At 50.5% G+C, this 22,276-nt stretch carries 19 protein-coding genes and 3 pseudogenes; 12 read left to right on the top strand and 10 right to left on the bottom strand.

Going from position 1 to position 22,276, the window contains the following annotated elements; translation table 11 throughout:
- Positions 1-10 precede the first annotated feature (10 nt).
- A complete protein-coding gene (locus M1D91_RS22265; protein WP_437433422.1) occupies positions 11-1,660 on the bottom strand; it encodes an alpha,alpha-trehalase in 1,650 nt (549 codons plus the stop codon).
- A 321-nt stretch (positions 1,661-1,981) separates the two neighbouring features.
- Between M1D91_RS22265 and M1D91_RS22260 the strand changes: the two genes are divergently transcribed.
- From M1D91_RS22260 to M1D91_RS22250, 3 genes are all read left to right on the top strand, one after another.
- Positions 1,982-2,386, top strand: a complete 405-nt coding sequence (locus tag M1D91_RS22260) for a GNAT family N-acetyltransferase (protein ID WP_437433423.1) — start codon at positions 1,982-1,984, stop codon at positions 2,384-2,386.
- 3 nt (positions 2,387-2,389) lie between these two features.
- Positions 2,390-2,584 carry a TA system antitoxin ParD family protein gene (locus M1D91_RS22255; RefSeq protein ID WP_437433424.1) on the top strand — a complete coding sequence of 65 codons (195 nt, stop codon included), beginning with the start codon at positions 2,390-2,392 and terminating at the stop codon, positions 2,582-2,584.
- 113 nt (positions 2,585-2,697) lie between these two features.
- Entirely contained in the window at positions 2,698-2,886 is a 189-nt protein-coding gene (locus tag M1D91_RS22250) for a type II toxin-antitoxin system RelE/ParE family toxin (protein ID WP_437433425.1), read from the top strand.
- 76 nt (positions 2,887-2,962) lie between these two features.
- Here M1D91_RS22250 and aguA read toward each other — a convergent pair whose 3' ends face one another.
- Together aguA and aguB are read right to left on the bottom strand one after the other, a co-directional pair.
- Entirely contained in the window at positions 2,963-4,045 is a 1,083-nt protein-coding gene (aguA, locus tag M1D91_RS22245) for an agmatine deiminase (protein WP_437433426.1), read from the bottom strand.
- Complete coding sequence (gene aguB / locus M1D91_RS22240) at positions 4,045-4,932, bottom strand: N-carbamoylputrescine amidase (protein ID WP_437433427.1); 888 nt, start codon at positions 4,930-4,932, stop codon at positions 4,045-4,047. The genes aguA and aguB overlap by 1 nt, the downstream gene beginning before the upstream one ends.
- 154 nt (positions 4,933-5,086) lie before the next feature.
- Between aguB and M1D91_RS22235 the strand changes: the two genes are divergently transcribed.
- Positions 5,087-5,983 (top strand): LysR family transcriptional regulator, encoded by an 897-nt coding sequence (locus M1D91_RS22235; protein ID WP_437433428.1) that lies wholly within the window; start codon positions 5,087-5,089, stop codon positions 5,981-5,983.
- 43 nt (positions 5,984-6,026) lie between these two features.
- Here the strand turns inward: M1D91_RS22235 and M1D91_RS22230 are convergent, their stop codons facing one another.
- The 3 genes from M1D91_RS22230 to M1D91_RS22220 form a co-directional block, all read right to left on the bottom strand.
- Positions 6,027-6,443, bottom strand: a complete 417-nt coding sequence (locus M1D91_RS22230) for a helix-turn-helix domain-containing protein (protein ID WP_437433429.1) — start codon at positions 6,441-6,443, stop codon at positions 6,027-6,029.
- 20 nt (positions 6,444-6,463) lie between these two features.
- Entirely contained in the window at positions 6,464-6,751 is a 288-nt protein-coding gene (locus M1D91_RS22225) for a type II toxin-antitoxin system HigB family toxin (protein ID WP_437433430.1), read from the bottom strand.
- A gap of 234 nt (positions 6,752-6,985) precedes the next feature.
- Complete coding sequence (locus M1D91_RS22220; protein ID WP_437433472.1) at positions 6,986-7,744, bottom strand: glutamine amidotransferase; 759 nt, start codon at positions 7,742-7,744, stop codon at positions 6,986-6,988.
- A gap of 775 nt (positions 7,745-8,519) precedes the next feature.
- On the opposite strand from M1D91_RS22220, the gene M1D91_RS22215 reads away from it, so the two are divergent.
- The 6 genes and pseudogenes from M1D91_RS22215 to M1D91_RS22190 form a co-directional block, all read left to right on the top strand.
- Positions 8,520-9,428, top strand: coding sequence for a fimbrial protein (locus M1D91_RS22215; RefSeq protein ID WP_437433431.1), 909 nt, complete (start codon positions 8,520-8,522; stop codon positions 9,426-9,428).
- Positions 9,429-9,931: 503 nt separating this feature from the next.
- Positions 9,932-11,830, top strand: a complete 1,899-nt coding sequence (locus M1D91_RS22210; RefSeq protein ID WP_437433432.1) for a methyl-accepting chemotaxis protein — start codon at positions 9,932-9,934, stop codon at positions 11,828-11,830.
- Between the two features lie 169 nt (positions 11,831-11,999).
- Positions 12,000-13,070 (top strand): SEL1-like repeat protein, encoded by a 1,071-nt coding sequence (locus tag M1D91_RS22205; protein ID WP_437433433.1) that lies wholly within the window; start codon positions 12,000-12,002, stop codon positions 13,068-13,070.
- Between the two features lie 39 nt (positions 13,071-13,109).
- A pseudogene (locus M1D91_RS22200) lies at positions 13,110-13,400 on the top strand (methyl-accepting chemotaxis protein); the annotation flags it as partial.
- A gap of 459 nt (positions 13,401-13,859) precedes the next feature.
- Positions 13,860-14,867 carry a fimbrial protein gene (locus tag M1D91_RS22195; RefSeq protein ID WP_437433434.1) on the top strand — a complete coding sequence of 336 codons (1,008 nt, stop codon included), beginning with the start codon at positions 13,860-13,862 and terminating at the stop codon, positions 14,865-14,867.
- Positions 14,868-15,117: 250 nt separating this feature from the next.
- Positions 15,118-15,306: pseudogene (locus M1D91_RS22190) on the top strand (SDR family oxidoreductase); the annotation flags it as partial.
- Positions 15,307-15,309: 3 nt separating this feature from the next.
- Here the strand turns inward: M1D91_RS22190 and M1D91_RS22185 are convergent.
- A pseudogene (locus M1D91_RS22185) lies at positions 15,310-15,519 on the bottom strand (glutathione-disulfide reductase); the annotation flags it as partial.
- Positions 15,520-15,849: 330 nt separating this feature from the next.
- Here M1D91_RS22185 and M1D91_RS22180 point away from each other — a divergent pair.
- The gene (locus M1D91_RS22180; RefSeq protein WP_437434604.1) at positions 15,850-16,824 is read left to right on the top strand and encodes a fimbrial protein; all 975 of its coding nucleotides are present in this window, start codon (positions 15,850-15,852) and stop codon (positions 16,822-16,824) included.
- An 89-nt stretch (positions 16,825-16,913) separates the two neighbouring features.
- Here the strand turns inward: M1D91_RS22180 and gorA are convergent, their stop codons facing one another.
- The 3 genes from gorA to M1D91_RS22165 all read right to left on the bottom strand — a co-directional run bounded on the left by gorA (position 16,914) and on the right by M1D91_RS22165 (position 19,876).
- A complete protein-coding gene (gene gorA / locus M1D91_RS22175; RefSeq protein ID WP_437433436.1) occupies positions 16,914-18,266 on the bottom strand; it encodes a glutathione-disulfide reductase in 1,353 nt (450 codons plus the stop codon).
- Between the two features lie 77 nt (positions 18,267-18,343).
- Positions 18,344-19,186: a 23S rRNA (adenine(2030)-N(6))-methyltransferase RlmJ gene (locus M1D91_RS22170; protein ID WP_437433437.1), complete on the bottom strand. Its 843-nt coding sequence runs from the start codon at positions 19,184-19,186 to the stop codon at positions 18,344-18,346.
- Positions 19,187-19,426: 240 nt separating this feature from the next.
- Positions 19,427-19,876, bottom strand: coding sequence for a hypothetical protein (locus tag M1D91_RS22165; protein ID WP_437433438.1), 450 nt, complete (start codon positions 19,874-19,876; stop codon positions 19,427-19,429).
- Between the two features lie 229 nt (positions 19,877-20,105).
- Here M1D91_RS22165 and prlC point away from each other — a divergent pair, with 229 nt between their 5' ends.
- A complete protein-coding gene (gene prlC / locus M1D91_RS22160; RefSeq protein ID WP_437433439.1) occupies positions 20,106-22,148 on the top strand; it encodes an oligopeptidase A in 2,043 nt (680 codons plus the stop codon).
- Positions 22,149-22,276: the final 128 nt, after the last annotated feature.

The following is a 22,276-nucleotide window of genomic DNA, read 5'->3' as shown; positions in this document are numbered from 1 at the left end:
GCACGGGGAGTTACGGCTCCCCGTATAGCCCAATCAAACGGCGTATCACGCCATTCGTCCAGCCGAAGCCATCCTGTAAAGGATATTCACCCCCGCCACCTTCTCGCGGCGTACCGTCCGCAATATGGTATTTCTCGATGAGCTTGTGGTGGTGCTCATAGAAATGGTTCACGGTGCGCAGCCAGTTACGGGCAATTTCATCCCCCAGCGCATCGTTGCCATAGAGTTTGAATCCCTGAATGGCCATCCACTGTAGGGGGGCCCAGCCGTTGGGTTTGTCCCACTGTTCGCCAGTCTCATATTCGGTTGCCAGAATCCCACCGGGGGTGAGCAGGCGGGTCGTTACCGCCTCGGCTACGCGCTCTGCCTGCTCATGAGTCACCATACCCACATACAACGGCACGATGCTGGCGGCGGAGAAGAGTGCCATCTGCTCACGACGCCAGTCGTAGTCGCGGAAGCAGCCGTTTTCGTCATCCCACATATAGCGGTTAACCGCCGCGCGGCGGTCGCTGGCTTTCTGACGGAATTCGCTCTCACGCTCCCGGTCACCTTTCAAACCGGCGATATTGGCAATCGCACTTTCCAGTTTGAACAGGAAGGCGTTCAGGTCGATGGGGATAAACTGCGTGGTACGGATACTGGCCAGTCGATGCGCATCCCGCAGCCAGCGCGATGAGTAGTCCCAGCCAGAGGCGGCTCCCGCACGCAGGTCGCGATAAACCTCATTGGCCGGTCGGCTGGAGTGCTTGGCTGTTTCTACGTCTTCCAGCCAGGACTCATCACGCGGGGTATCACGGTCATCCCAGTAACGGTTGAGCAGTGAACCATCGGGCATTCGCACCACATGACGATATGCCTGATTGAGCGACAGCGACTCTGCGCCGTCCATCCAGAAGTCGTACTCCATCAGCAGGTGTTCGAGATAACGTCGCGCGCCGCGTACGCCATCCTCCTCGAACAGCTCCACCATCAGCGCAAAGACCGGCGGCTGAGAGCGGCTGAGATAGTAGGTGCGGTTCCCGTTGGGAATGTGACCATAACGCTCAATCATCCACGCGAAGTTATCGGCCATGCAGCGCAGCAGGTCGTCACGACCGCTTTCTGCCAGCCCCAGCATGGTGAAATAGGAGTCCCAGTAGTAGGTTTCACTAAACCGGCCACCCGGCACAATATAGGCCTGAGGTAAGGCCAGCAGGGAAGACCAGGGGATGTGGTCCTGCGGCTCACGGGTGAGCACCGGCCACAGCTGATCGATATGTTCCTTGAGCGAGCTACCCGGATCGGAAACATACTCTTTGCTGTAGTCTGCTGGCATCCAGAAGTGGGCCTTCACGAACTGGCGAAGGTCAAAGCCTGGTTTGCGTTTGATTTTGCGATAGCGAATCAGAATGTCGAGCGGATCCATTTTGGGTGCGCAGTCAGGGAAGGTTTTACTGTCGGTAAAAATGCGTGCTGACTGCACATTCTCAAACAGTTCCAGATAACGATCGGCTGGGGTGAGCGCGTCCGACGCGGGCAGCCCTTCAATCATCTCCGGCTCCGGCTCCGCCTCGATCATCTCTTCCAGTTTTAACTCGCAGGGGTCGATTTCGTAGCGGGCCTCGTCTTCGATCCCAAATTCTACGGATTCAGCGCTGTGAAGTTTCTGGTTAAACATAGAGATACTGGCCTCCGGATGTCGTCGTAATACATTACGGGTTTTTCCCGGCTATTACCTAAGCGTAGACTTTCGCTTCGATATGTGGGGACAAAGTGTGCTACAGATCACGTTTCGATATCTACCCTGAATGTTCTGATAGCATTTAGGTGTTTGTTTTTAAAGAGAATACAGAGCGCGGGGGCCAGCGCTTTTCGGACTAATCATTTTGCAACGATTTATGATCTCCGTGAGGTTAAGGAAAGTTTATCGTATTTGGCTAAACCTGCTGTGAATTCGAGCAGAATTGTTCAATTTTTCTACTAAATTACCGGAGTTCCTGTGAAATTTTCCCCCGTTACGCTTGAGCAGTGTCTGGATATCCGTCATGCGATTCTGTGGCCGCACCTTCCCCGCGAAGCCTCACGGGTTGAGGGAGATGAAGAGGCGCAGCATTTCGGCGTTGTGCATGAAGAGATGATAGTGAGCTGCCTCTCGGTGTTCATCTGCGATGCCTCTACCTGTCAGATTCGTAAATTCGCCACCCTGAAGGCTTACCAGGGGCAGGGGTTTGGCGGTTTTCTGTTTCAGTCCGTTCTGGAGAGAATGGCTAAAGCCGGGATTACACACTTCCACCTGAATGCGCGAACGTCAGCGACAGGGTTCTATGAAAAGTTTGGCTTTATATCTGAAGGAGAAACCTTCTTTAAGAAGGGCATAGAGTTCGTGCGCATGGTGCGTGAGTGAGGGATGTGGGTCTTAGTGTATGCAGACGCGCAGAGCAGGAGTGTGCCCGGGCAGATTGAATATTGGGCGAAAATCGGACGTATAGCCGAAGGTAACCCTGATATGCCTTTCTCGCTAATCAATGAAGCCCTGTCAGCCAAATCAGAAATTGATAACAGGCAAACGGTAAAGTATGTGCGCAGAAAAGACCGAGCCTGAGATTGACGTTTACCTGTCCCGCCGCTTTGAAAAGAAGCCAGGTTCTTTGAATCAGCAGGAGAGGGATACCGTAGATGAACAGATCGAATTGATCATTGATACCCCGGAACTGGGTGAGCAAAAAAGGCGATCTTGCTTATTTGCGCGTCCATAAATTTCGCATGAGCAACCAACAATACCTTCCTGGCGATAGCTGGGTTGAACAAAAGCTTGAACTGTACATGCTGAGTCCTGGCTCACATGAAAACTTCTACGATGACCAAAAAAAGCACCGTAAAGCAGATTTGAAGATCATTTGCTGAGAATTTAAAGACATGTTCCCTGACCGCTTTGCTCCCTCTCCCTTTTAGGGAGAGGGCAGGGGTGAGGGTCTACAAATTAGCGCGGAATCTGTTGCGTAATGCAGTGAATATTGCCACCGCCGAGCAAAATCTCACGCGCCGGAACGCCGGTAATCAGCATGCCGGGGAACATCTGCTGGAACAGTACTTCAGCCTGGGCATCGGTTGCCGGGTCAAGCAGCGGGAAAATAATGTGATCGTTGCTGATCAGGTAGTTCACATAAGATCCCGCCAGGCGGTTACCTTCGTGGCGCTCAATGGCATTACCCTTCTCAACACCGCGCGTTTCATCCGCGCTGGCGTAGAGTGCCGGCGGTGAAGGCATTTTCCACACTTTCAGCGTGCGGCCCTGAGCATCCGGGGTGTTTTCCAGAATTTCCAGCGCTGCAACGGAACGGGCGTACTGCGGATCGTTCACGTCATCCGTCCAGTGCAGCGCCACTTCTCCGGGGCGCACGAAGCAGCACATGTTATCAATATGCCCGTCGGTTTCGTCGTTAAACACCCCATCCGGCAGCCAGATAAAGGTTTTTACATCCAGGTAATCGCGAAGCTGCTGTTCGATTTCCTCTTTCGACAGGTGCGGGTTACGGTTCGGATTCAGCAAACATTCCGCGGTGGTCAGCAGGGTGCCTTCACCATCCACATGAATCGACCCCCCTTCCAGAATCAGACGGGTGTCGTAGCAGGGCATGTCGTGATAACGGGCCACCTGGCCTGCGACTAACTGGTCTTTATCCCAGCTGTCGTACAGACCGCCGAGCAGTCCGCCCCAGGCATTGAACGTCCAGCTTACGGCACGAACGTCGCCTGCGGCATTGCGCACAACGGTTGGACCGGTGTCGCGCATCCAGGCATCATCGCTCTCCATCTCCACCAGTGTGACGCTGGCTGGCATGGTGTTGCGTGCCTTTTCCATTTCCGCTTTTGGTACGGCCATAATGACCGGCGTTTTACGGGAGATGGCTTCAGCGACGGCAGCAAAGGCCTGCTGGGCTGGCGCGCCGTTAGCACGCCAGTTGTCGGTACGATACGGCCAGCACATCCAGACAGCCTGATGCGGCGCCCATTCGGCTGGCATAGCGAAGCCATCCTGACGCGGTGTAGTCAACGCAGGCATTATTTGCTCCTCTCGCTACCGTCCGAGGTGGCAAGCGTGGTGTACATGTTCGGACGACGGTCGCGGAACAGACCCCAGGAGGCGCGCTGCGCGGCAATCGCTTCCAGATCGAAGGTGTGGACCAGCACCACTTCATCTGTCTTGTTCGCCTGCTCAACCAGCGCACCGGTCTGGTCGGCAATGAAGGAAGAGCCGTAGAAGGTCATTTCCAGGCCTTCGATGTATTTGCTCGCTTCGGTACCGATACGGTTAGAGGCGATAACCGGGACCAGGTTTGCCGCGGCGTGGCCCTGCTGAACGCGCGTCCAGTGCGGCTGGCTGTCGATTTCCGGGTAAGCCGGTTCTGAACCAATCGCGGTCGGGTAGAAGATGATCTCAGCACCCAACAGCGCCAGGCTGCGTGCGGTTTCCGGGAACCACTGATCCCAGCAGATGCCCACGCCGATTTTGGCGTAGCGGGTGTTCCATACTTTGAAGCCGGTGTCGCCAGGGATGAAGAACTGTTTCTCCTGGTAGGCCGGGCCGTTCGGAATATGCGTTTTACGGTAGGTTTCCAGTACGCTGCCGTCGGCGTCAATCATCACCAGCGAGTTGTAGTAAGCGTTGTTATGCTTCTCAAACAGGCTCAGTGGCAGCACCACTTCCAGCTCTTTCGCCAGCGCCGAGAAGTGTTTAATCAGCGGGCTGTCAGCGACTTCCTGCGCCAGCGCATAGTGTTCCGGGCTCTGATCGATGCAGAAGTACGGGGCAGCGAACAGTTCCTGGATCAGGACAACCTGCGCACCTTTGCTGTGTGCTTCACGCACCAGACGTTCAGCGTTGGCCACGTTTTTATCAAGATCCCAGGTACAGGCCATTTGGGTAGCGGCAACCGTTACATTTCTCATGAGCTTCTCCGTAATGCAGAGGGTAAATCGTTCTGAATCATAAATACCGCTCATAACAGGCAGCATTTATTTTGCGTAAACATGACTATAGCAATGTCTGAGGTTATGCATAAAATGTATTGTTTGCATGAAACCATGAACAGGATGCATAGTCGTGATTGACCTCAATTTGCTGCGCCTCGTGCCCATTCTGGCGAAAGAGAAAAATGTTACCCGGGCAGCGCGCAAAGCCAACATCACCCAGTCGGCCTTCAGTCATGCGCTTAACCGGCTGCGTGAACAGCTCAATGATGAGATGTTTGTTCGCACCCGCAATGGTATGGAACCCACACCCTATGCCGCTTCTATGATCCCGGTAATTGAAAATGCGCTGAGCAAACTGGACTCGGCAACGCGGGGAAAAGGCAATTTTGACCCGCGTCGCGATCCGCACACCTTCTACATCGGTGCGGTGGATTACTTCGAGTTCATGTATATGCCTGCGTTGACGGCGAAATTTAAAGCCACTGCGCCCAATGTTCGCCTCTCCGTCGATATTCTGTCTGAGACCATCAAGTTCGAACGCGTGGAGCGTGGGCAACTGGATGCCTTTATTGGCGTTAATAACCTGCAATACATCCCGCAGTATTTTAATAAGCACCCGCTGATTTCCGACCATTATGTCGCGATTGCCTCGGTTGAGCGTACCGACTTGCCTGAGCAGTTAGCGCTAAAACACCTGGTGACCGAAGCACAAATTCATCTGCCTGCGGTCAGTTCTGGCGCAGACCACATTGACAGCTGGTTGTTAGAACAACACCTCTATCGCCCGCTGACCACCGTGGTGCAGAGTTACGCCGTAGGAGGACGCGTGGCGGTGGCATCGGGATATCTCATGTGTGTGCCATACCGCATTGCCAAAGAATTAGCAGCGATGATGCCGCTGCGTATTCTGGAATTACCCGCAGGCGCACCGTCTTATGATTTAATTCTGTTAACGCACCGGTTATTTGATTATCAGTCGGCATTGCAGTGGCTGATTGAGGAGTTAAAGACGGTGAGACTTGACTGAACAGGACAGGCATCCCGGATGGTGCTACAGCAATAGCTCATCGTTATTCTGTAAAAGCCCCTACAGGAACATTAAAACGCTTTGCCAGTGCCCGCATATGATCTAACGTCAGGTTGCGCTTGCCATTCATTATTTTGCTGACCAGTGAGCGACTACCTATTTCTTGCTGAAAACTACTTTGATTCAGCCCATGCTGGGTCATTAATACACGAAACAGCGCTAACCCGCTCTCAGTGTTTGCCGCTCTGGCATTGAACTCGGCAAATTCAGGGGCAATGTTTTCGTATTTATCAATACGCTCGCTGAGGATGTCGATGAGTGGGCTTGCTGGCTCATTTTCCAAAAGATATTCTACCATTTCCAGTGCATCCTCATAATCTTGCCTGCAAGGGGTTTTGCCCAGAATGGGAAGCAAAGTAACCAGATGATTTGCAGCATTTAGGATATCCTGTGTTCTCACTCTGATTGCTCCCGATATTTTTAAATGAGTTTGTCATAACTGGCGTGGCTGACGATGTGTTTGATAAAAAGACGGCCTGATTCGAAATCAGCATAAAACATAATGCGTAAGCTATTACCGCCAACGTCCATTACCCACCAGCGCTCGCGATATTTCATTCGATCCAAAGGGGCATATACCTTTCTCATCTCATCTGGCGTAGTGAATCGCAGTCGCTTAAGCGTTTTATAGATATCCGTAAGTGCTTGCGCTTCATTTGGATAACGCCTGGCCGCTTCATCAAAGGGTGCCCGTGAGATGATATGCACGTTAATTTCCCCATCCGTGGTAGATAAACAATAAATTGGTTGTTGACATATTGTCAACAAGGCATGAGCCATTATTTCTGTGAAATTCTATTTTTGGTCTGAAAGCAGAAAGGATTCAATCTAACTTGCTGATAAGTTAACGAATATGGAATCAACGCCGCAAGATTGGCAGGGTGTGTTTGATATTCATTGATGCTCGAATCCCGGATGACATTGCGCCTCCGGGATACCAAATCAGGCACTCTGCGCCAGATCATCCTGCTCCGGCACCGCACGGTTAAATGCCTGATGCACGAAACGGCGCAGCAACTCCGTCGCTTCCGGCGAGGGTAACACACCCGCCAGCAGAGCGAGTGGATCAAACCCTTCTTCTTTTAACACCTCTTTCCGCTGGTGAATCATCGCGGATGCGATATCAGGCGTAAATTCCGGGTGGAACTGCGTCGACATGGCGTTTGGTCCGTAACGCACTATCTGATGCTGGTCATGAGAGGACGATGCCAGCGCCAGCGCACCTTCCGGCAGGCGAGAGACCGTCTGCAAATGGGTCAGATGAGCGGGAAACTCGCGCGGTAACGTGCTGAGTAACATGTCATTACTGGCAAGCGGATGCAGCTGGATTGACTGACTGCCCACTTCACGCCCCTTCGGATGCCACTGGACTTCGCCCCCGAGCGCATGTGCCATCAGCTGGTGGCCGTAGCAGACGCCGAACAGCGACATGCCAATATTCATGGCTGCCCGGATCCACTCGGCGGCGGCTTCGCTCCAGGGAAGTTTGTCGGTCACCATTGCCCACGAGCCGGTTATCACCGCAACGCGGTTGGTATCCGGTGGCGGAAGGGCTTCGCCTTCAAACACTCTGATCACTTCCGTTTGTTCAAGAGGATGCCCGATAGCACGACAAAACCAGGAGGGGATATCGCCATGGGCTTCACGAATAGATTCTGAGGGAAAACCAACTTGCAGGATAATTAACGGACGATCTGCCATTACAACCACTCTCTTCCTCTGCTGAACATTTGCTCAACTATGCGCCGAAAAATGCATGTTGTGAAGAGGTTAGCAGTGAGAGGATTGTAAAGGCGAAGCGGCTAACCACGGGGCCTGCAGGCCAGAAGTGGTGCTATTTTGTTGTTTTTTAGTCTAAAAATTGTACAGTCATTAAATGTTCATTTTTTTATGAGCTATCACGAAATTCCTTTAAATTACGCAAGCAAAGAAAGATTCTATTGACAGTAGTTTGTGTGAACGTTGGTTAACCTGAAGATGAGGTTTTCGCTCACATCGAGGATGCGATATGAAATTTTGAATTCCGTTACTGGCGTAACGTAAACCGTTATGGTTTATGAGATTCATTACTTTTTATTACCGGGTAGGATCTTAAACCGTTATGGGGGGGTTGGTAACATTCTTCTCTATTTTCCATAAATGGTAATCATTACCAGTATGAATGTATTAAGAGTCTCCGATAGTTACTAATCGAAGCACCAGTTCAGTCAATCATGTTATTATCCAGCGCCCGCCTTGAATAATAAAGAATCTATAACCCTCACTTGTTGCCATAATTTTATCAATCATTCCTGATGATAATAAAAATCTGATTTTAAAACTAATGTGAGCTTAGCCGGAGTTAATAAGTTGACATTGTGATCCCAAGCATTCATTTTCTAATAAATTTTATTCTAAGCATGCGCTATGAATAAATTTTGCTTCATATGTTCGCCTTTGGTGATTTGTTTGAATGTATTCATAAGGAATATGAATAATGCGGATTAAAAGCGTTGGATTTCTTTTTTTATTTTTCATTGCAATTGTAAGTCCAGAGCGGGCAACTGCGGGGACATGTTGGAGTGAAACCAAACAAGTTACTGCAGCTGATTTTATTAATAGTAAAAACACCAGTATACCAGGCCGGGAAAGGTTCACATTAGGTAATGTCATGGGGTATTGTAGTATTGATAACGGTACTTACTATCATGACAGAGTTTATTATGGTGGTATGACAAGCAGCATTAGTGGGTGTTACATAGCCGTGAGCGCGCAATCTCCTTACTGCACACTATGTTACATAGATCCATCTTACTCCCATAGCCAAACAGTGAGACCGTATTCAAACGGAGTAGTTCTCGATTGCCCTGCTGGGCATATTCAAAGCCTCGGTACAAACACCGTGCTCGCACGCGGTCAAATGACCTTTGTTGGATACGATTATTCTCAATATTATTCTTATTTAAGCTTTCTCCTTGTCGGAGACGTAAGATTTGATGGGACATGTGATGTCACAGGAGTTGATAACAGCACGGTACGTTTGCCATCTGTCCCACGTGCCGAACTGGCAGTCGGCACGGGCCGTTACTCCCAAATCTTCAAAGATTTTACCTTTACACTGAAATGTAAAAACCAGCCGAAGATTAATCTCAAATTTGACAGTTCAAATAAAATGGCAGGCGTCACTGATGATGTACTGGCCAATACCACAATCGGTAATGATGATGTTGGGTTTCAAATTTATTATAAAAACACGCCGTTAAAGTTCGGTGATAATAAAGCTTTAATGACCAGCACACAGGAGAATGAACAGCTGAAATTCACCGCTTATTATTATCGCAAAAGTACGGGGATCAATGCGGGTACTATTACCAGCAATGCCGAATTTACGTTTGACTATGAGTAAAAAATTGCCAGTCTGAGTCCCAGTCTGGCATGCTTTGCGTGGGGTAGTTGCCTGCTTACCTACTTACTGTCCCTGACGTTTACTTCTGACCTTACACTATTGTTAATTAAGTGCCCGCACTCTTTAATTTGCATTAAGTTGCTTTTTACAAATGAGCACTGATTTGTTCCCCTTTCTCCGCATTAACTGCGTCTCATTCAACAAAGAGCAAATTACATACTAATAAAAAGCTCCTCTTCGCTCGCTTAACCTTCTTTTTCATGAGGATGTTCTCATCTCTTCTTCCAACATCTTGATAATATTGGACTGTATGAATGGGAGAACACAATTTTCAGCATTGCATTTGTTTATATAAAGCACTTTTGATCCCGAAAAAGGTTTCATAAACCTGGTTTTGCCTGATGGAACAAGGTTTCATAAGAAATGATTGCCGATTTAAATTAAAGAAATTCTATTAATTGTCGTTATAAACCTTAATTCAACCCGACCGAGTACTCGCCATTATGTCATGGAAAACCACGCAGGGCCGTATTGGCCTATTGCTTATTAGTTTTTTCGTTATTTTACTTGTAGTTACCTGGATCGTTATTAAGCAATTTGTTTCACCACAAATAATTGAAACGGAAACAAAAAATATTCAGGCCACGGTTGAATTGCAAAGTGATGCGATCAAAGAGCAGATGAACCGTGTAAAAGCGCAGCAACGCGCTATGACTGAACTGGTTGTGGCATTACAAAGCGATCAGATTGATGCGCTGTTACCGCAACTCGTTAATCAATATGGAGATTTGAACGTCTTCGGCGGCGGGATTTGGCCGTTACCCGGTCAGCGTGATCCAGCGCGGGACAAATTCAGTACCTTTTATGCACGTAATTCCAGCGGCACGCTTCAGGTCAATACAGTCTGGAACCAGCCTGAGTCGGCAAAATACTGGGAACAGCCCTGGTATAAAGACGGCATGAATGCGCCGAAGGGCGAGTGCGCCTGGGCGAAAGCCTACCAGGACGCTGCCAGCCCGCAGCCGCGCACCAACTGTGCGATGGCTATTACCAAAGATGGTAAAGCCTGGGGTGTGGCGACTATCGACGTCACGCTGGGCTTCTTTAACCAACTGGCCGTGGACATGGGTAAAGCCGTAGGCGGCAGCGTGCTGATCGTGGAAGCGGATGGCAAAATCGTGGGTAATGGCTCCGCGGTGCAGGATAAACCCGCGCTGTCGAACGTACGTGACCTCAATCTTCCCTCCTCTTCAGCGTTATCGGCGCTACTGGCAAAAAGCAGCACAACCGAAGCCACCGGCACTTATGAGGGGGAGGAGGGCGAGCACACGCTGCTGGTATTGCCGATCAGCGGGAGCCCGTGGTACATGGCGGTGGATATTCCATCCAGCCACCTGGTAAGCCTGTCAGATGCCATTATGACGAAACTGACGATTGTGCAGGCGGTGATTGGCCTGCTGATTGTGTTCATCATGATGATCATTGTGCGTAATATTTTCCGCAATGTGACCTTACTGAATCAGAATATTGAAGCGCTCTCCAGCGGCGGGGCCGATTTAACCCAACGCTTAACGCAGAGTAAGAGCCCGGAATTTAATGCGGTGGTTAATAACTTCAACACCTTCATTTCATTCCTTAATGAACTGATGCAGAAGGTCGGCAGCAGTTCAATGGCAATTTCGTCGGCCTCACGGCAGATTGCCAGCGGCAACCTGAACCTCTCGTCACGTACCGAGGAGCAATCTTCTTCGATTGTTGAAACCGCAGCATCGATGGAAGAGCTCACCAGCACCGTGCGCCAGAATGCTGAAAATGCATTGCAGGCGAATAAGCTGGCGGTGGAAGCAACGCAGGCCGCCAGAAAAGGGGCCAGTGTGGTAAACCAGGTGGTTTCCACCATGAACCACATTAATGACTCTTCCTCGAAAGTGGTGGAGATCATCAGTGTGATTGACGGCATTGCCTTCCAGACCAACATCCTGGCGCTCAACGCCGCAGTAGAAGCTGCGCGTGCGGGTGAACATGGTCGCGGCTTTGCGGTGGTGGCAGGGGAAGTACGTTCACTTGCTCAGCGCAGCGCCCGTTCTGCTCAGGAGATCAAAAAGCTGATTGAAGAGTCCGTCAGCAGCATTGAGCAGGGCAGTGGGCTGGTGCGTCAGGCGGGTGCCAACATGGATGGCCTGATGGAAAAAGTGGAAAGCGTAAACGTGCTGATTTCAGAAATCAGCTCTTCAAGTGATGAGCAGAGCCGTGGCATTGCGCAAATCAATATTGCGATTAACCAGCTCGACAGCGCCACGCAGCAGAACGCCGCGCTGGTAGAGCAGGTGGCTGCCGCCGCGCAGTCGATGGAAGAGCAGACCGTGCAGCTCGAAAACGTGGTCGGCAGCTTTAAGCTCTGACCATAAGCAATGGCCGACCCGCAAGGGCCGGCCATGCTGTTGCCTACCAAAATCAGCAAGTGACTGTTGTGATTTTTATCTGTTATCGTTGCCGGGACGAAGATGGTGACGTTTTTCCGTGGCAGTGGAATAAACGCAATAATATTTGACGTTTTATTTTGGGGCATTCATGAAAGAAAAAATAGACGGATTAATTAAAGACGGTCTCCTTTATTTTATCGGCAATAAACTCCCGGATGATTTTTATGCTGCGTTCATTGAATGGACAAATATTGCTAATACAACCAATGACCCCAAAGCGCATTATAATATTGCTTATTGCTACAATGTGGGTGAAGGTACACAGCCCGATGTTGAACGCGCGAAACACCACTATATGCTGGCGCTGGAGGGTGGGGTAAAGGCGGCAGGGCTTCGTATTCTGCGGATGCAGCGAAAAGCCACGCTGAAACTGCCTGAAAAACTCCAACTTTTTAATAATCGTAATTTAAGTAGTGAAGAGGCGATGCAGCATGTCGCCAGTCTTAATGCGCTGATTGCGTTGGTCGAAGAGCTTATCAATAAAGGTTGCGATGATCTCAAGTCAGCGGGAGAGCAATTCTTTATTTTGGCAACGCTGCTGGAACTGCATGCGTTGTACAAATCCGGTGATGTTTCTGCTTATAAAGCACTTTGCCAGGCGCGCATTTCACAGGGATATGAGTGGGTGCTGCCGTTATTAAAAATAAGAGAGTGTCGGGTTGAGACCCGAATCGCTTATAGCGCGCAGAAAGATATTGTTGGTCAGGGTGTTACTCGGGGAAACACGGTTCACTATCACAGCGCTAAATACTACCTGGTAAGCTCTTTTGCTAAGTTTATTAATAGCAGCGATACCGAGCTGGTTGTTTTCGATCGGGCCCTGGGCAGGACGGATGTGCCTGCAGGAAAAACCTTCGATTTTCATGATCCGCGCGTCGGCGATAAGGTACATAGCCTGCCGGATACGTTTAATACAGACCGCACCCGCTTTGTAGAGGTTTTCCCCTTCCGTAGGAACCCGCCACCATTAACTGAAACCACCGTGAAAGAGTTGCAGTGTGGTTTTGACCTGCCGGAAAAAGCGACCATGGTGGTGACTGAACTTCCTGTAAGCAGTGGTGGTGGCGGAGGCGCATTGGGCAAAATCGTTCTGCTGGTAATCGTCGCCGTCGTGTTGTTTGTTGCCTGGCAGATCATGTCATCTCCAGGCTACCGATAAAGGGTTTAATGCGCTGACCGCCCACGTTTCGCCATCCCGGAAGAGTCCGTCAGCAGCATTGAGCAGGGCAGCGGCCTGGTGCGCCAGGCCGGCACCAATATGGATAGGTTGATGGAGAAAGTGGAAAGCGTCAATGTGCTGATTTCAGAGATCAGTTCTTCTAGCGACGAACAGAGCCGTGGCATTGCGCAAATCAACATCGCCGTTAACCAGCTCGACAGCACAACGCAGCAGAACGCCGCGCTGGTAGAACAGGTGGCCGCCGCCGCCCAGTCGATGGAAGAACAGACGGTACAGCTTGAAAACGTAGTGGGCAGTTTTAAGCTTTGACCATAAACGATAGCCGACCCGGTCGGGTCGGCTATCTCTTTTACAGGCAAACATTGAGCCTGTTTTTTCAACTGCAAATCGTCTTTAATTGTTTTCCAGCTACTGGTCGGAATAACTAACCTGTTTCTCAGAGATTATCCGCTGAATAAAAGTCTGAAAACGGACTGCATAATTAATTTGCTCGCCATATAAATGAATCTTCATTGAATCATTATCTCTGCTTATTTTCCAGGCCATTCTTTCTATTCATTGTTCCTGTTACGGTAAGACGTATGCACTTTTCTGATTTTTTTATTTAATTATTACATGATGTTGATTTTATAGTTTTGATGATTAATCATGACCCGCATTTTTACTTCCTCAGCGGAACCATAGGGTAGTGCCAGTTAACAGTAACGTTTTAACTATCCCGGGCTTTATTATCGTATTGCGGCTATTCAAACAGAATAAGGGATTTTGATGAAAAAATGGAATTGGAAGTATCTCTCTGACTATCAGGATAAAAAATCTCTCCTGATTCTGTTTTTGATAACAGCCAGCGCCGTGTTTTTCCCGGCTACAGCTGAGGCTTTCTTTTTTGGAACTTCGTATAATGGTTATCTCACCATAAACGCCGATGATAACATTGAAAAACTTGGCAATGTTACGTCCAGTAATGTGAGTTCAGAGGCTAAGGTCTGGGCTGAAGGATGGCCGGACACAAACAGTCGAGACAGAGTAATCATTACTGATGTGTCTGTAAATTCAGAGTTTACCAATAAAGGATTTACAGTAGAGATGAAAATTGGTTCGGGATCCTGGGGCAGTGCCTCCTCACGTATCTACTCTTGCGTTTGGCCAGACAGGTACTGTTCGGTCTATGGGTCTCCCCATGTACAAAAATCCTATACCGAAGGTATTTCGGTAAGGCTTAAACGTAATAGTATGACATCCTATACACCCATCAGGGCGGGTACAAACATTGCCATCGTATGGCTTGCTCAGTATTCAAACTCAGGGGTTTCTACAGCTAAAGTCTATCTTTATACACAAAGCAACGCTATCACGGTGGTCAATCCGACATGTGATGTTACGGGATACGATGAACTTGTTACCTTGCCCTCCGTTATGCGTAGCGATATTCAAAGCCAGGGGCCGGGTCGTTACAGCGCGGCACAGAAAGATTTCAGTATTAAATTGCAATGTACGGATAAACCCAAAGTGAGCATTAAATTCAAAGGGGATCCAATGTCAGGCGTTGCGACCAATGACGTACTGACTAATAGTGACACTGCAAACAATAATATTGGTATACAGATGGTTTATAATAATAATGCCGTTAAAGTAGATGAAACAATTATGCAGGTTTCAAGCGCCGCCGCCGCCAGTGAAGAACTTAAATTTAAGGCTTATTACTATTATAAAGGTGGCGAAATAAAAACGGGTCCCGTTCGCTCGCAGGCAGAGTTCTTAGTGTCATATAACTGACTATGCCATTGATGTTGTGATTTCGTCTTTTAGGGCACGATTAATGTTCTCTGTCGTTCTTCTTAATGAACGGCAGAGAAGCAAGGTACAAAAGGCGAAGGCGGTGATCATCAGCATCACATGTTCACTCTCTCCCTCAAGGCGTGAGCAATCCCGGTAATTTTACGTTTCACAGCGATAATAGCGTGCAATGAGAATAAAACCGTTGCCGCGATGACAGGGGCCGGCTGAATTTGACGAAGCGTATCGTCGTGCGCACTGGGGCGATATCGCTATTCTGGTCAATAACTCCGATGGCCCGCCGCCTGCGACTGCGCAGGGAACGGACGCCGCTGTCTGGCAACAGTAGTTTTCCGTGATGGTCGCTTCGCTGATTCAGCGCACCGATGAGCTGCTGCCCGCCATGCGCCGCCGTGGCTGGCGGCGCCTTATTACCACCTGCTTACCGCATCGTTACAAACTCTTCTGCCGCCGTCGGGTGAATCGCCACGGTGTTATCAAAGTCTTTCTTGGTGGCACCCATTTTCAGGGCGACCGCGAAGCCTTGCAGCATTTCATCCATCCCAAAACCAATGCCGTGAATACCGACAATTTTCTCTTCCGGGCCGACGCAGACTAACTTCATGCGGCACGGCTGACGGCGAGAGGTGACGGTATAATGTCAGGAGCGATCGGCAATGAGGCGTAGAATGTCTAAGGGGAGGTTAAATTAGCATTATGGTAATAAAATATTCAGGAGGCCTTAAAATATAACCGGTATTATCAATGTAAGTGCTATTTTTGTTAGTGTTTTCCATTATAAAATCTTACAAAATAGTGGATGCTGGATAATTTGATTCTATTTAAGATGAAATATTTATTTGCATTCAAGTTTTCATTTCTTTTTGCCACATTTGCCATGATTAATTTATATTCTTGATACAGCCGCGTTCCTACACTTACTTCATGAAGTTTCTGTCAATATTCATAGGAGGGGTGGTCAATGAGAAAAAGGAATGTAATCGGTTTTCTGCTGGCAATTGCCTGGTGCGCTCTTCTGTTTCCCTGCGCTGCATGGAGTTTTAGTTGTTCAACCCAAACAGTTGATGTGCCGGTTCCTGCATCAACCTTTACCACCAAAAGCACAATCTTTACTCTCCCCGACGGAGTTATTCAGAATTGTAATGGTTCAGTAAATGGATCATGGCAGGATGCCATGCGGGTAAGATCGGTACGTTACCACAGCGGCCTGAGCGGTTTTACCCGTACCTTACAGGTGGCTGGCGGTAACAGCTCGGTGAGTACAGGTGCCACGGCCGTGGCGTCGGCGGAAACCATCAGCTCCAGTAATCTGTGCGTCTGGCCGGATATAAACTGTTCGACAACATCTTACAGTGGCATGAAAGATACATTGGGGATATCCGTCAAACTGGCGGGTACGGCGGTGACCCTGGCCAGTGGCACCGTACTGGCGACGGTGATACTGGAGCGCCGTTCTGGGGTATCAGGAGGGTTTGATCGAGAAACCTATACCATCACCTTTACGCTACAGGATAAAGTCGAGCCGCCCGTTTATACCTGTACCATCAGTGATTACGATGCGACCATCACATTACCTTCAGTATCACTTAACGATCTCGTAAATAACGGGGTAGGGAAATATGCTGCTATTTCAAAACCCCTTAATCTGAATCTGCAATGTAATGATAATACTGACGTCGCTATAACCTTTAATGCGACGGTATTAAGTGGCACAGATAATGCCATCAAAAATCTTATGGCAGGCAATGATAACGTTGGCTTTCAGCTTTTTTACGGTGGTAATCCGGTTAAGGTAAATAACGCGCATTTAATAAGGACAGGTGCGTCAGGGGCAACAAATTTGAAATTTGATGTCTACTATTACTATAAAGGTAGTGGGGCTATAACACCCGGAGCAATAAAGTCGAGTGCGGAATTCACTCTGGATTATCAATAATAAAAAGACCAGAACAGGTTCTGGCCTTAGTGGGGGATGCCGACGATTCCCGGAGGTGGTGCTGCTCACCTGTCCGGGCTACTGGGCACTTACCGCATCGTTACAAACTCTTCTGCCGCCGTCGGGTGAATCGCCACGGTGTTATCAAAGTCTTTCTTGGTAGCACCCATTTTCAGGGCGACCGCGAAGCCTTGCAGCATTTCATCCATCCCAAAACCAATGCCGTGAATACCGACAATTTTCTCTTCCGGGCCGACGCAGACTAACTTCATGCGGCACGGCTGACGGCGAGAGGTCACCGCGGTATACATCGCCGTGAAGGACGATTTGTAGACTTTAACTGACTCATCGCCGTACTGTTCACGGGCCTGCGGCTCGGTCAGACCCACGGTGCCAATAGGCGGATGGGAAAAGACCACCGTCGGGATGTTATCGTAATCCAGGTGCTCATCAGGTTTGTTGTTAAACAGACGCTCAGAGAGACGGCGGCCTGCGGCCACGGCAACGGGCGTCAGCTCGACGGCACCGGTGTTATCACCCACCGCATAAATACCAGCAACTGACGTATTCTGGAACTTATCGACGACAATGTAGCCCTTTTCATCGGTTTTCACCCCGGTCACTTTCAGATTGAAAGTGTCGTTGGCGGGCTCACGACCAATGGCCCAAATCAGGCAGTCCACGGTCTGCGAACGACCATCTTCCAGTTCCAGCGTCAGGCTGCCGTCGGCATTTTTAATCACCGCTTTCGGAACCGCTTCTTTGTGCAGTGTCGGGCCTTCGGCATCCATAACTTCCACCAGGGTTTCGCTGAGCATCGGGTCGAAACTACGCAGCGGCGAATGCTTGCGCACGTACAGGTGCGTTTCTGCGCCCAGTCCGTTAATTACGCCTGCCAGTTCAACGGCGATATAACCTGCGCCCACTACCGCGACACGCTCAGGCAGGGCGGGTAATTCGAAGAAACCATCGGAGTCGATACCGTATTCTGCCCCCGGAATGCGCGGATGGCTCGGCCGTCCGCCGGTGGCGATCAGGATATGGTCGGCAGTGATCGTCTCACCGTTCACTTCGACCGTCTTCGCATCGACAAAACGGGCGAAGCCTCTGATCACGTCAACGTTGTTTTTGCCCAATACGTTGTCATACGACGTATGGATGCGGTCAATGTAGGCGGTACGGCTGGCAACCAGTTTTGCCCAGTCGAACTGGTTAATGGTGGTATCGAAACCGTAATCAGGGCCGTACAGGTGGATAGCTTCACGAATTTGTGCCGCATGCCACATCACTTTTTTCGGCACACAACCCACGTTCACGCAGGTACCGCCAAGCTCTTTGGCTTCGATCAGCGCGCATTTCTGGCCATACATCGCCGCGCGGTTGATGGAGGCGATCCCGCCGCTGCCGCCGCCGATGGCGATATAGTCGTAGTGTTTGCTCATATTCCTTAATCCTGAACGAGGTTGAAAAGTGTCGAGATTGTAGCGCGCAGCCCAGAAGGTTCCCTCAATCGCTGTGATTACTCGGGTACTATCCAGTTTACGAGAGTATGCCCGGTTCCGCCTGGCACCAGTGTACGGTGCAGCCACGGCAGTACATTATTCATCTGTGCTTCTAACTTCCACGGCGGGTTAATGACAATCATGCCGGAGGCGGTCATGCCGCGCTGGTCGCTATCCGGGCGCACCGCCAGTTCAATTTGCAGGATTTTGCGAATGCCGGTGGCTTCAAGCTCTTTAATCATGCGCTTGATCTGCGCACGTAGCACAACCGGATACCACAGAGCATAGGTGCCGGTAGCAAAGCGTTTGTAGCCTTCATGAATGCCAGCGACTACCGCCTGGTAATCGGATTTCATCTCATAGGGCGGGTCAATCAATACCATACCGCGACGGGAGACGGGCGGCAGTTTGGATTTCAGCTGCTGATAGCCATCGGCGCGTTCTACGCGTGCGCGCTCATCTTTCTGAAACTCCTGGCGCAGCAGCGGGAAGTCGCTCGGGTGCAGCTCGGTGAGGAAAAGGCTGTCCTGCTCACGCAGTAGCTGGCGGGCAATCAGCGGCGAGCCAGGGTAGTAACGCAGGGTTTCGTTACGGTTGAAATGGCGCAGTACGTTCATGTACGGCTCCAGCTCAGCAGGCACATCATCCTGCTGCCAGATACGCGCAATCCCTTCCAGATACTCGCCGGTACGCTCGGCATGCTCGCCAGATAACTGATAACGCCCCGCGCCCGCATGGGTATCCAGATAGATAAAGGGTTTATCTTTTTCTTTGAGCGATTCGATGATCAGGCTCTGAACGGTGTGTTTTAAGACGTCGGCGTGGTTGCCAGCGTGAAAGCTGTGGCGATAACTGAGCATGGAGGCAGAGATTCCAGAAAATGAACGTGATTGCGCACAGTTTACCGTAGATTGGGTTGAAATGCCGTTGTCCGATGCGCTTGTTTCAATTTACTGATGGCGGGCGACACCATTGACCAGATGCCAGACGACGGGGGCAAAGACGATCCGTACCCTGACAGGATGAAAACCGCGCCGCCGTGTGGTTACCCACTTTTAAGAAAACGCCACCGCCCGCACACTCTGGCAGCGTCTTACTGTTCAGAGCGTAAAAATATTTAGTGCCCGCACGCTGGCTTCGGGGTTGGCGCGCTTTACCGCCTCCAGAAAGTCGGCGAAATCGGTGTTAAACAGGGTGTAATTGTGGCGAAAACGTACCTGTTTCGTCTGGCCTTCGTTGGTGTAAGTGACTTTCCAGAATGAGCGGTTATTTACTTCGATGCTTTCACGTTCGACTTTAATTATTGCGCTCAATGGCACCGATTTTTTCACATCCACCTGAATTTCATAAAAATTCTCTTCATCGAAATAATACGTTGTTGGTAACAACTGCCCACCTTTACCGGGGCGGAAGGTTTTGGTGGGGATAGATATTTTTCGTAAGCCGTTATCCGCTGTGGCGCCCTTTTTACGACGTCGCCACTTCGGGAAAGTGAGTGCCAGCCCAATCAGCGCCAGCAGCGGCAATATCGTCAGAATGAAATTCAACATGTGTTCTCCTTGTCGTTGTTATGACGAGTATACGCATTGATGAAAAATTTATGACCCTGATTCCTTAGTAAGAATCAGAGAGCAGGGCGATGCGGCGATTGCAGCAATCAGCCGTTGCGCGCAACGCCTGCCATTGAAATCCTCTACACTTAGCCCCATGCTACAACGTTATGCAGAGCGCCGGATTGTGCGCTTCATTCACTTTCTCAAACAGGACAGGACTGCGCATATGACCAATCCATTGTTGACGCCTTTCGATTTACCGCCATTTTCAAAAATCCTGCCTGAGCATGTCGTGCCTGCCGTTACGAAGGCACTGGATGATTGCCGTACGGCGGTGGAAAGCGTGGTCGCACAAAGCGGACCTTTTACCTGGGACAACCTTTGCCAGCCGCTGGCCGAAGCTGACGATCGCCTGGGCCGTCTTTTCTCTCCGGTCAGTCACCTGAATTCGGTACAAAACAGCCCGGAACTGCGTGAAGCTTACGAACAAACCCTGCCACTGCTCTCTGAGTACAGTACCTGGGTCGGGCAGAATGAAGCGCTGTATAACGCGTATCGTGACCTGCGTGACGGCGATCACTACGCCACGCTGAATACCGCGCAGAAAAAATCTGTCGATAATGCCCTGCGTGATTTTGAGCTGTCCGGTATTGGTCTGGATAAAGAGAAACAAAAACGCTACGGCGAAATTGCGGCGCGCCTGTCTGAGCTGGGCAATCAGTACAGCAACAACGTGCTGGATGCCACCATGGGCTGGAGCAAACTGATTACCGATGAAGCCGAGCTGTCCGGTATGCCGGAAAGCGCGCTGGCCGCTGCGAAAGCGCAGGCTGAAGCCAAAGAGCAGCAGGGGTATCTGCTGACACTGGACATCCCAAGTTACCTGCCGGTGTTGACCTACTGCGACAATCAGTCGCTGCGTGAAGAGATGTATCGTGCCTACAGCACCCGCGCTTCTGACCAGGGCCCTAATGCGGGCAAATGGGACAACAGTCCGGTAATGGAAGAGATCCTCGCCCTGCGCCACGAGCTGGCGCAGCTTCTCGGCTTTGAAAGCTACGCCTTCAAATCACTGGCGACCAAAATGGCGGAGAATCCGTCTCAGGTGCTCGATTTCCTTAACGATCTGGCAAAGCGTGCGCGTCCACAGGGGCAGCGCGAACTGGCGCAGCTTCGTGCCTTCGCAAAAAGCGAGTTCGGTGTCGACGACCTGCAGCCGTGGGATATTGCGTACTACAGCGAAAAGCAAAAACAGCATCTGTACAGCATCAGCGATGAACAACTGCGCCCCTATTTCCCCGAGAATAAAGCCGTGAGCGGCCTGTTCGAAGTCGTAAAACGTATTTACGGCATCACGGCGAAAGAGCGTACCGATGTCGACGTCTGGCATCCGGACGTGCGTTTCTTTGAACTGTACGATGAGAGTAACGAACTGCGCGGCAGCTTCTATCTCGACCTTTATGCGCGCGAGCATAAACGCGGCGGCGCGTGGATGGACGACTGTGTGGGGCAGATGCGCCTGGCGGACGGTTCGCTGCAAAAGCCTGTCGCTTATCTCACCTGTAACTTCAACCGCCCGGTTAACGGCAAGCCAGCGCTCTTTACGCACGATGAAGTGATCACGCTGTTCCATGAGTTTGGTCACGGCCTGCACCATATGCTGACCCGCATCGAAACCCCGGGGGTGGCCGGTATCAGCGGTGTGCCGTGGGATGCCGTTGAGTTGCCGAGCCAGTTTATGGAGAACTGGTGCTGGGAGCCGGACGCGCTGGCGTTTATCTCCGGTCATTATGAGACGGGTGAGCCGCTGCCGAAGGCGTTGCTCGATAAAATGCTGGAAGCGAAAAACTACCAGGCGGCGCTGTTTATCCTTCGTCAGCTGGAGTTCGGCCTGTTCGACTTCCGTCTGCATGCGGAATTCAACCCGCAGCAGGGTGCGAAAATCCTCGATACGCTGTTTGAGATCAAAAAGCAGGTTTCCGTGATGCAAAGCCCCTCCTGGGGTCGCTTCCCGCATGCGTTCAGCCACATTTTTGCTGGCGGTTACGCGGCAGGTTACTACAGCTACCTGTGGGCTGACGTGCTGGCGGCGGATGCCTACTCGCGCTTTGAAGAAGAGGGGATTTTCAATCGCGAAACCGGTCAGTCCTTCCTCGATAACATCCTGACCCGTGGCGGTTCGGAAGAGCCGATGGAGCTGTTCAAACGCTTCCGTGGGCGTGAACCGCAGCTGGATGCGATGCTGGAGCACTACGGGATTGAGGGCTGATACCTCTACTCCTTCAGACGGCCTCAGCGGCAACTGTACTCGCCAACCCGGGTCACGTACTCTTGTACGCTCCCGGGGATGTGCTCCCCTGTTGTCTTGATGCAACTTGAATGATTTGGGTACTGCGT

The organism is Enterobacter sp. SA197 (genome assembly GCF_054131575.1).
This window is presented reverse-complemented; position numbering and strand designations above follow the sequence as displayed.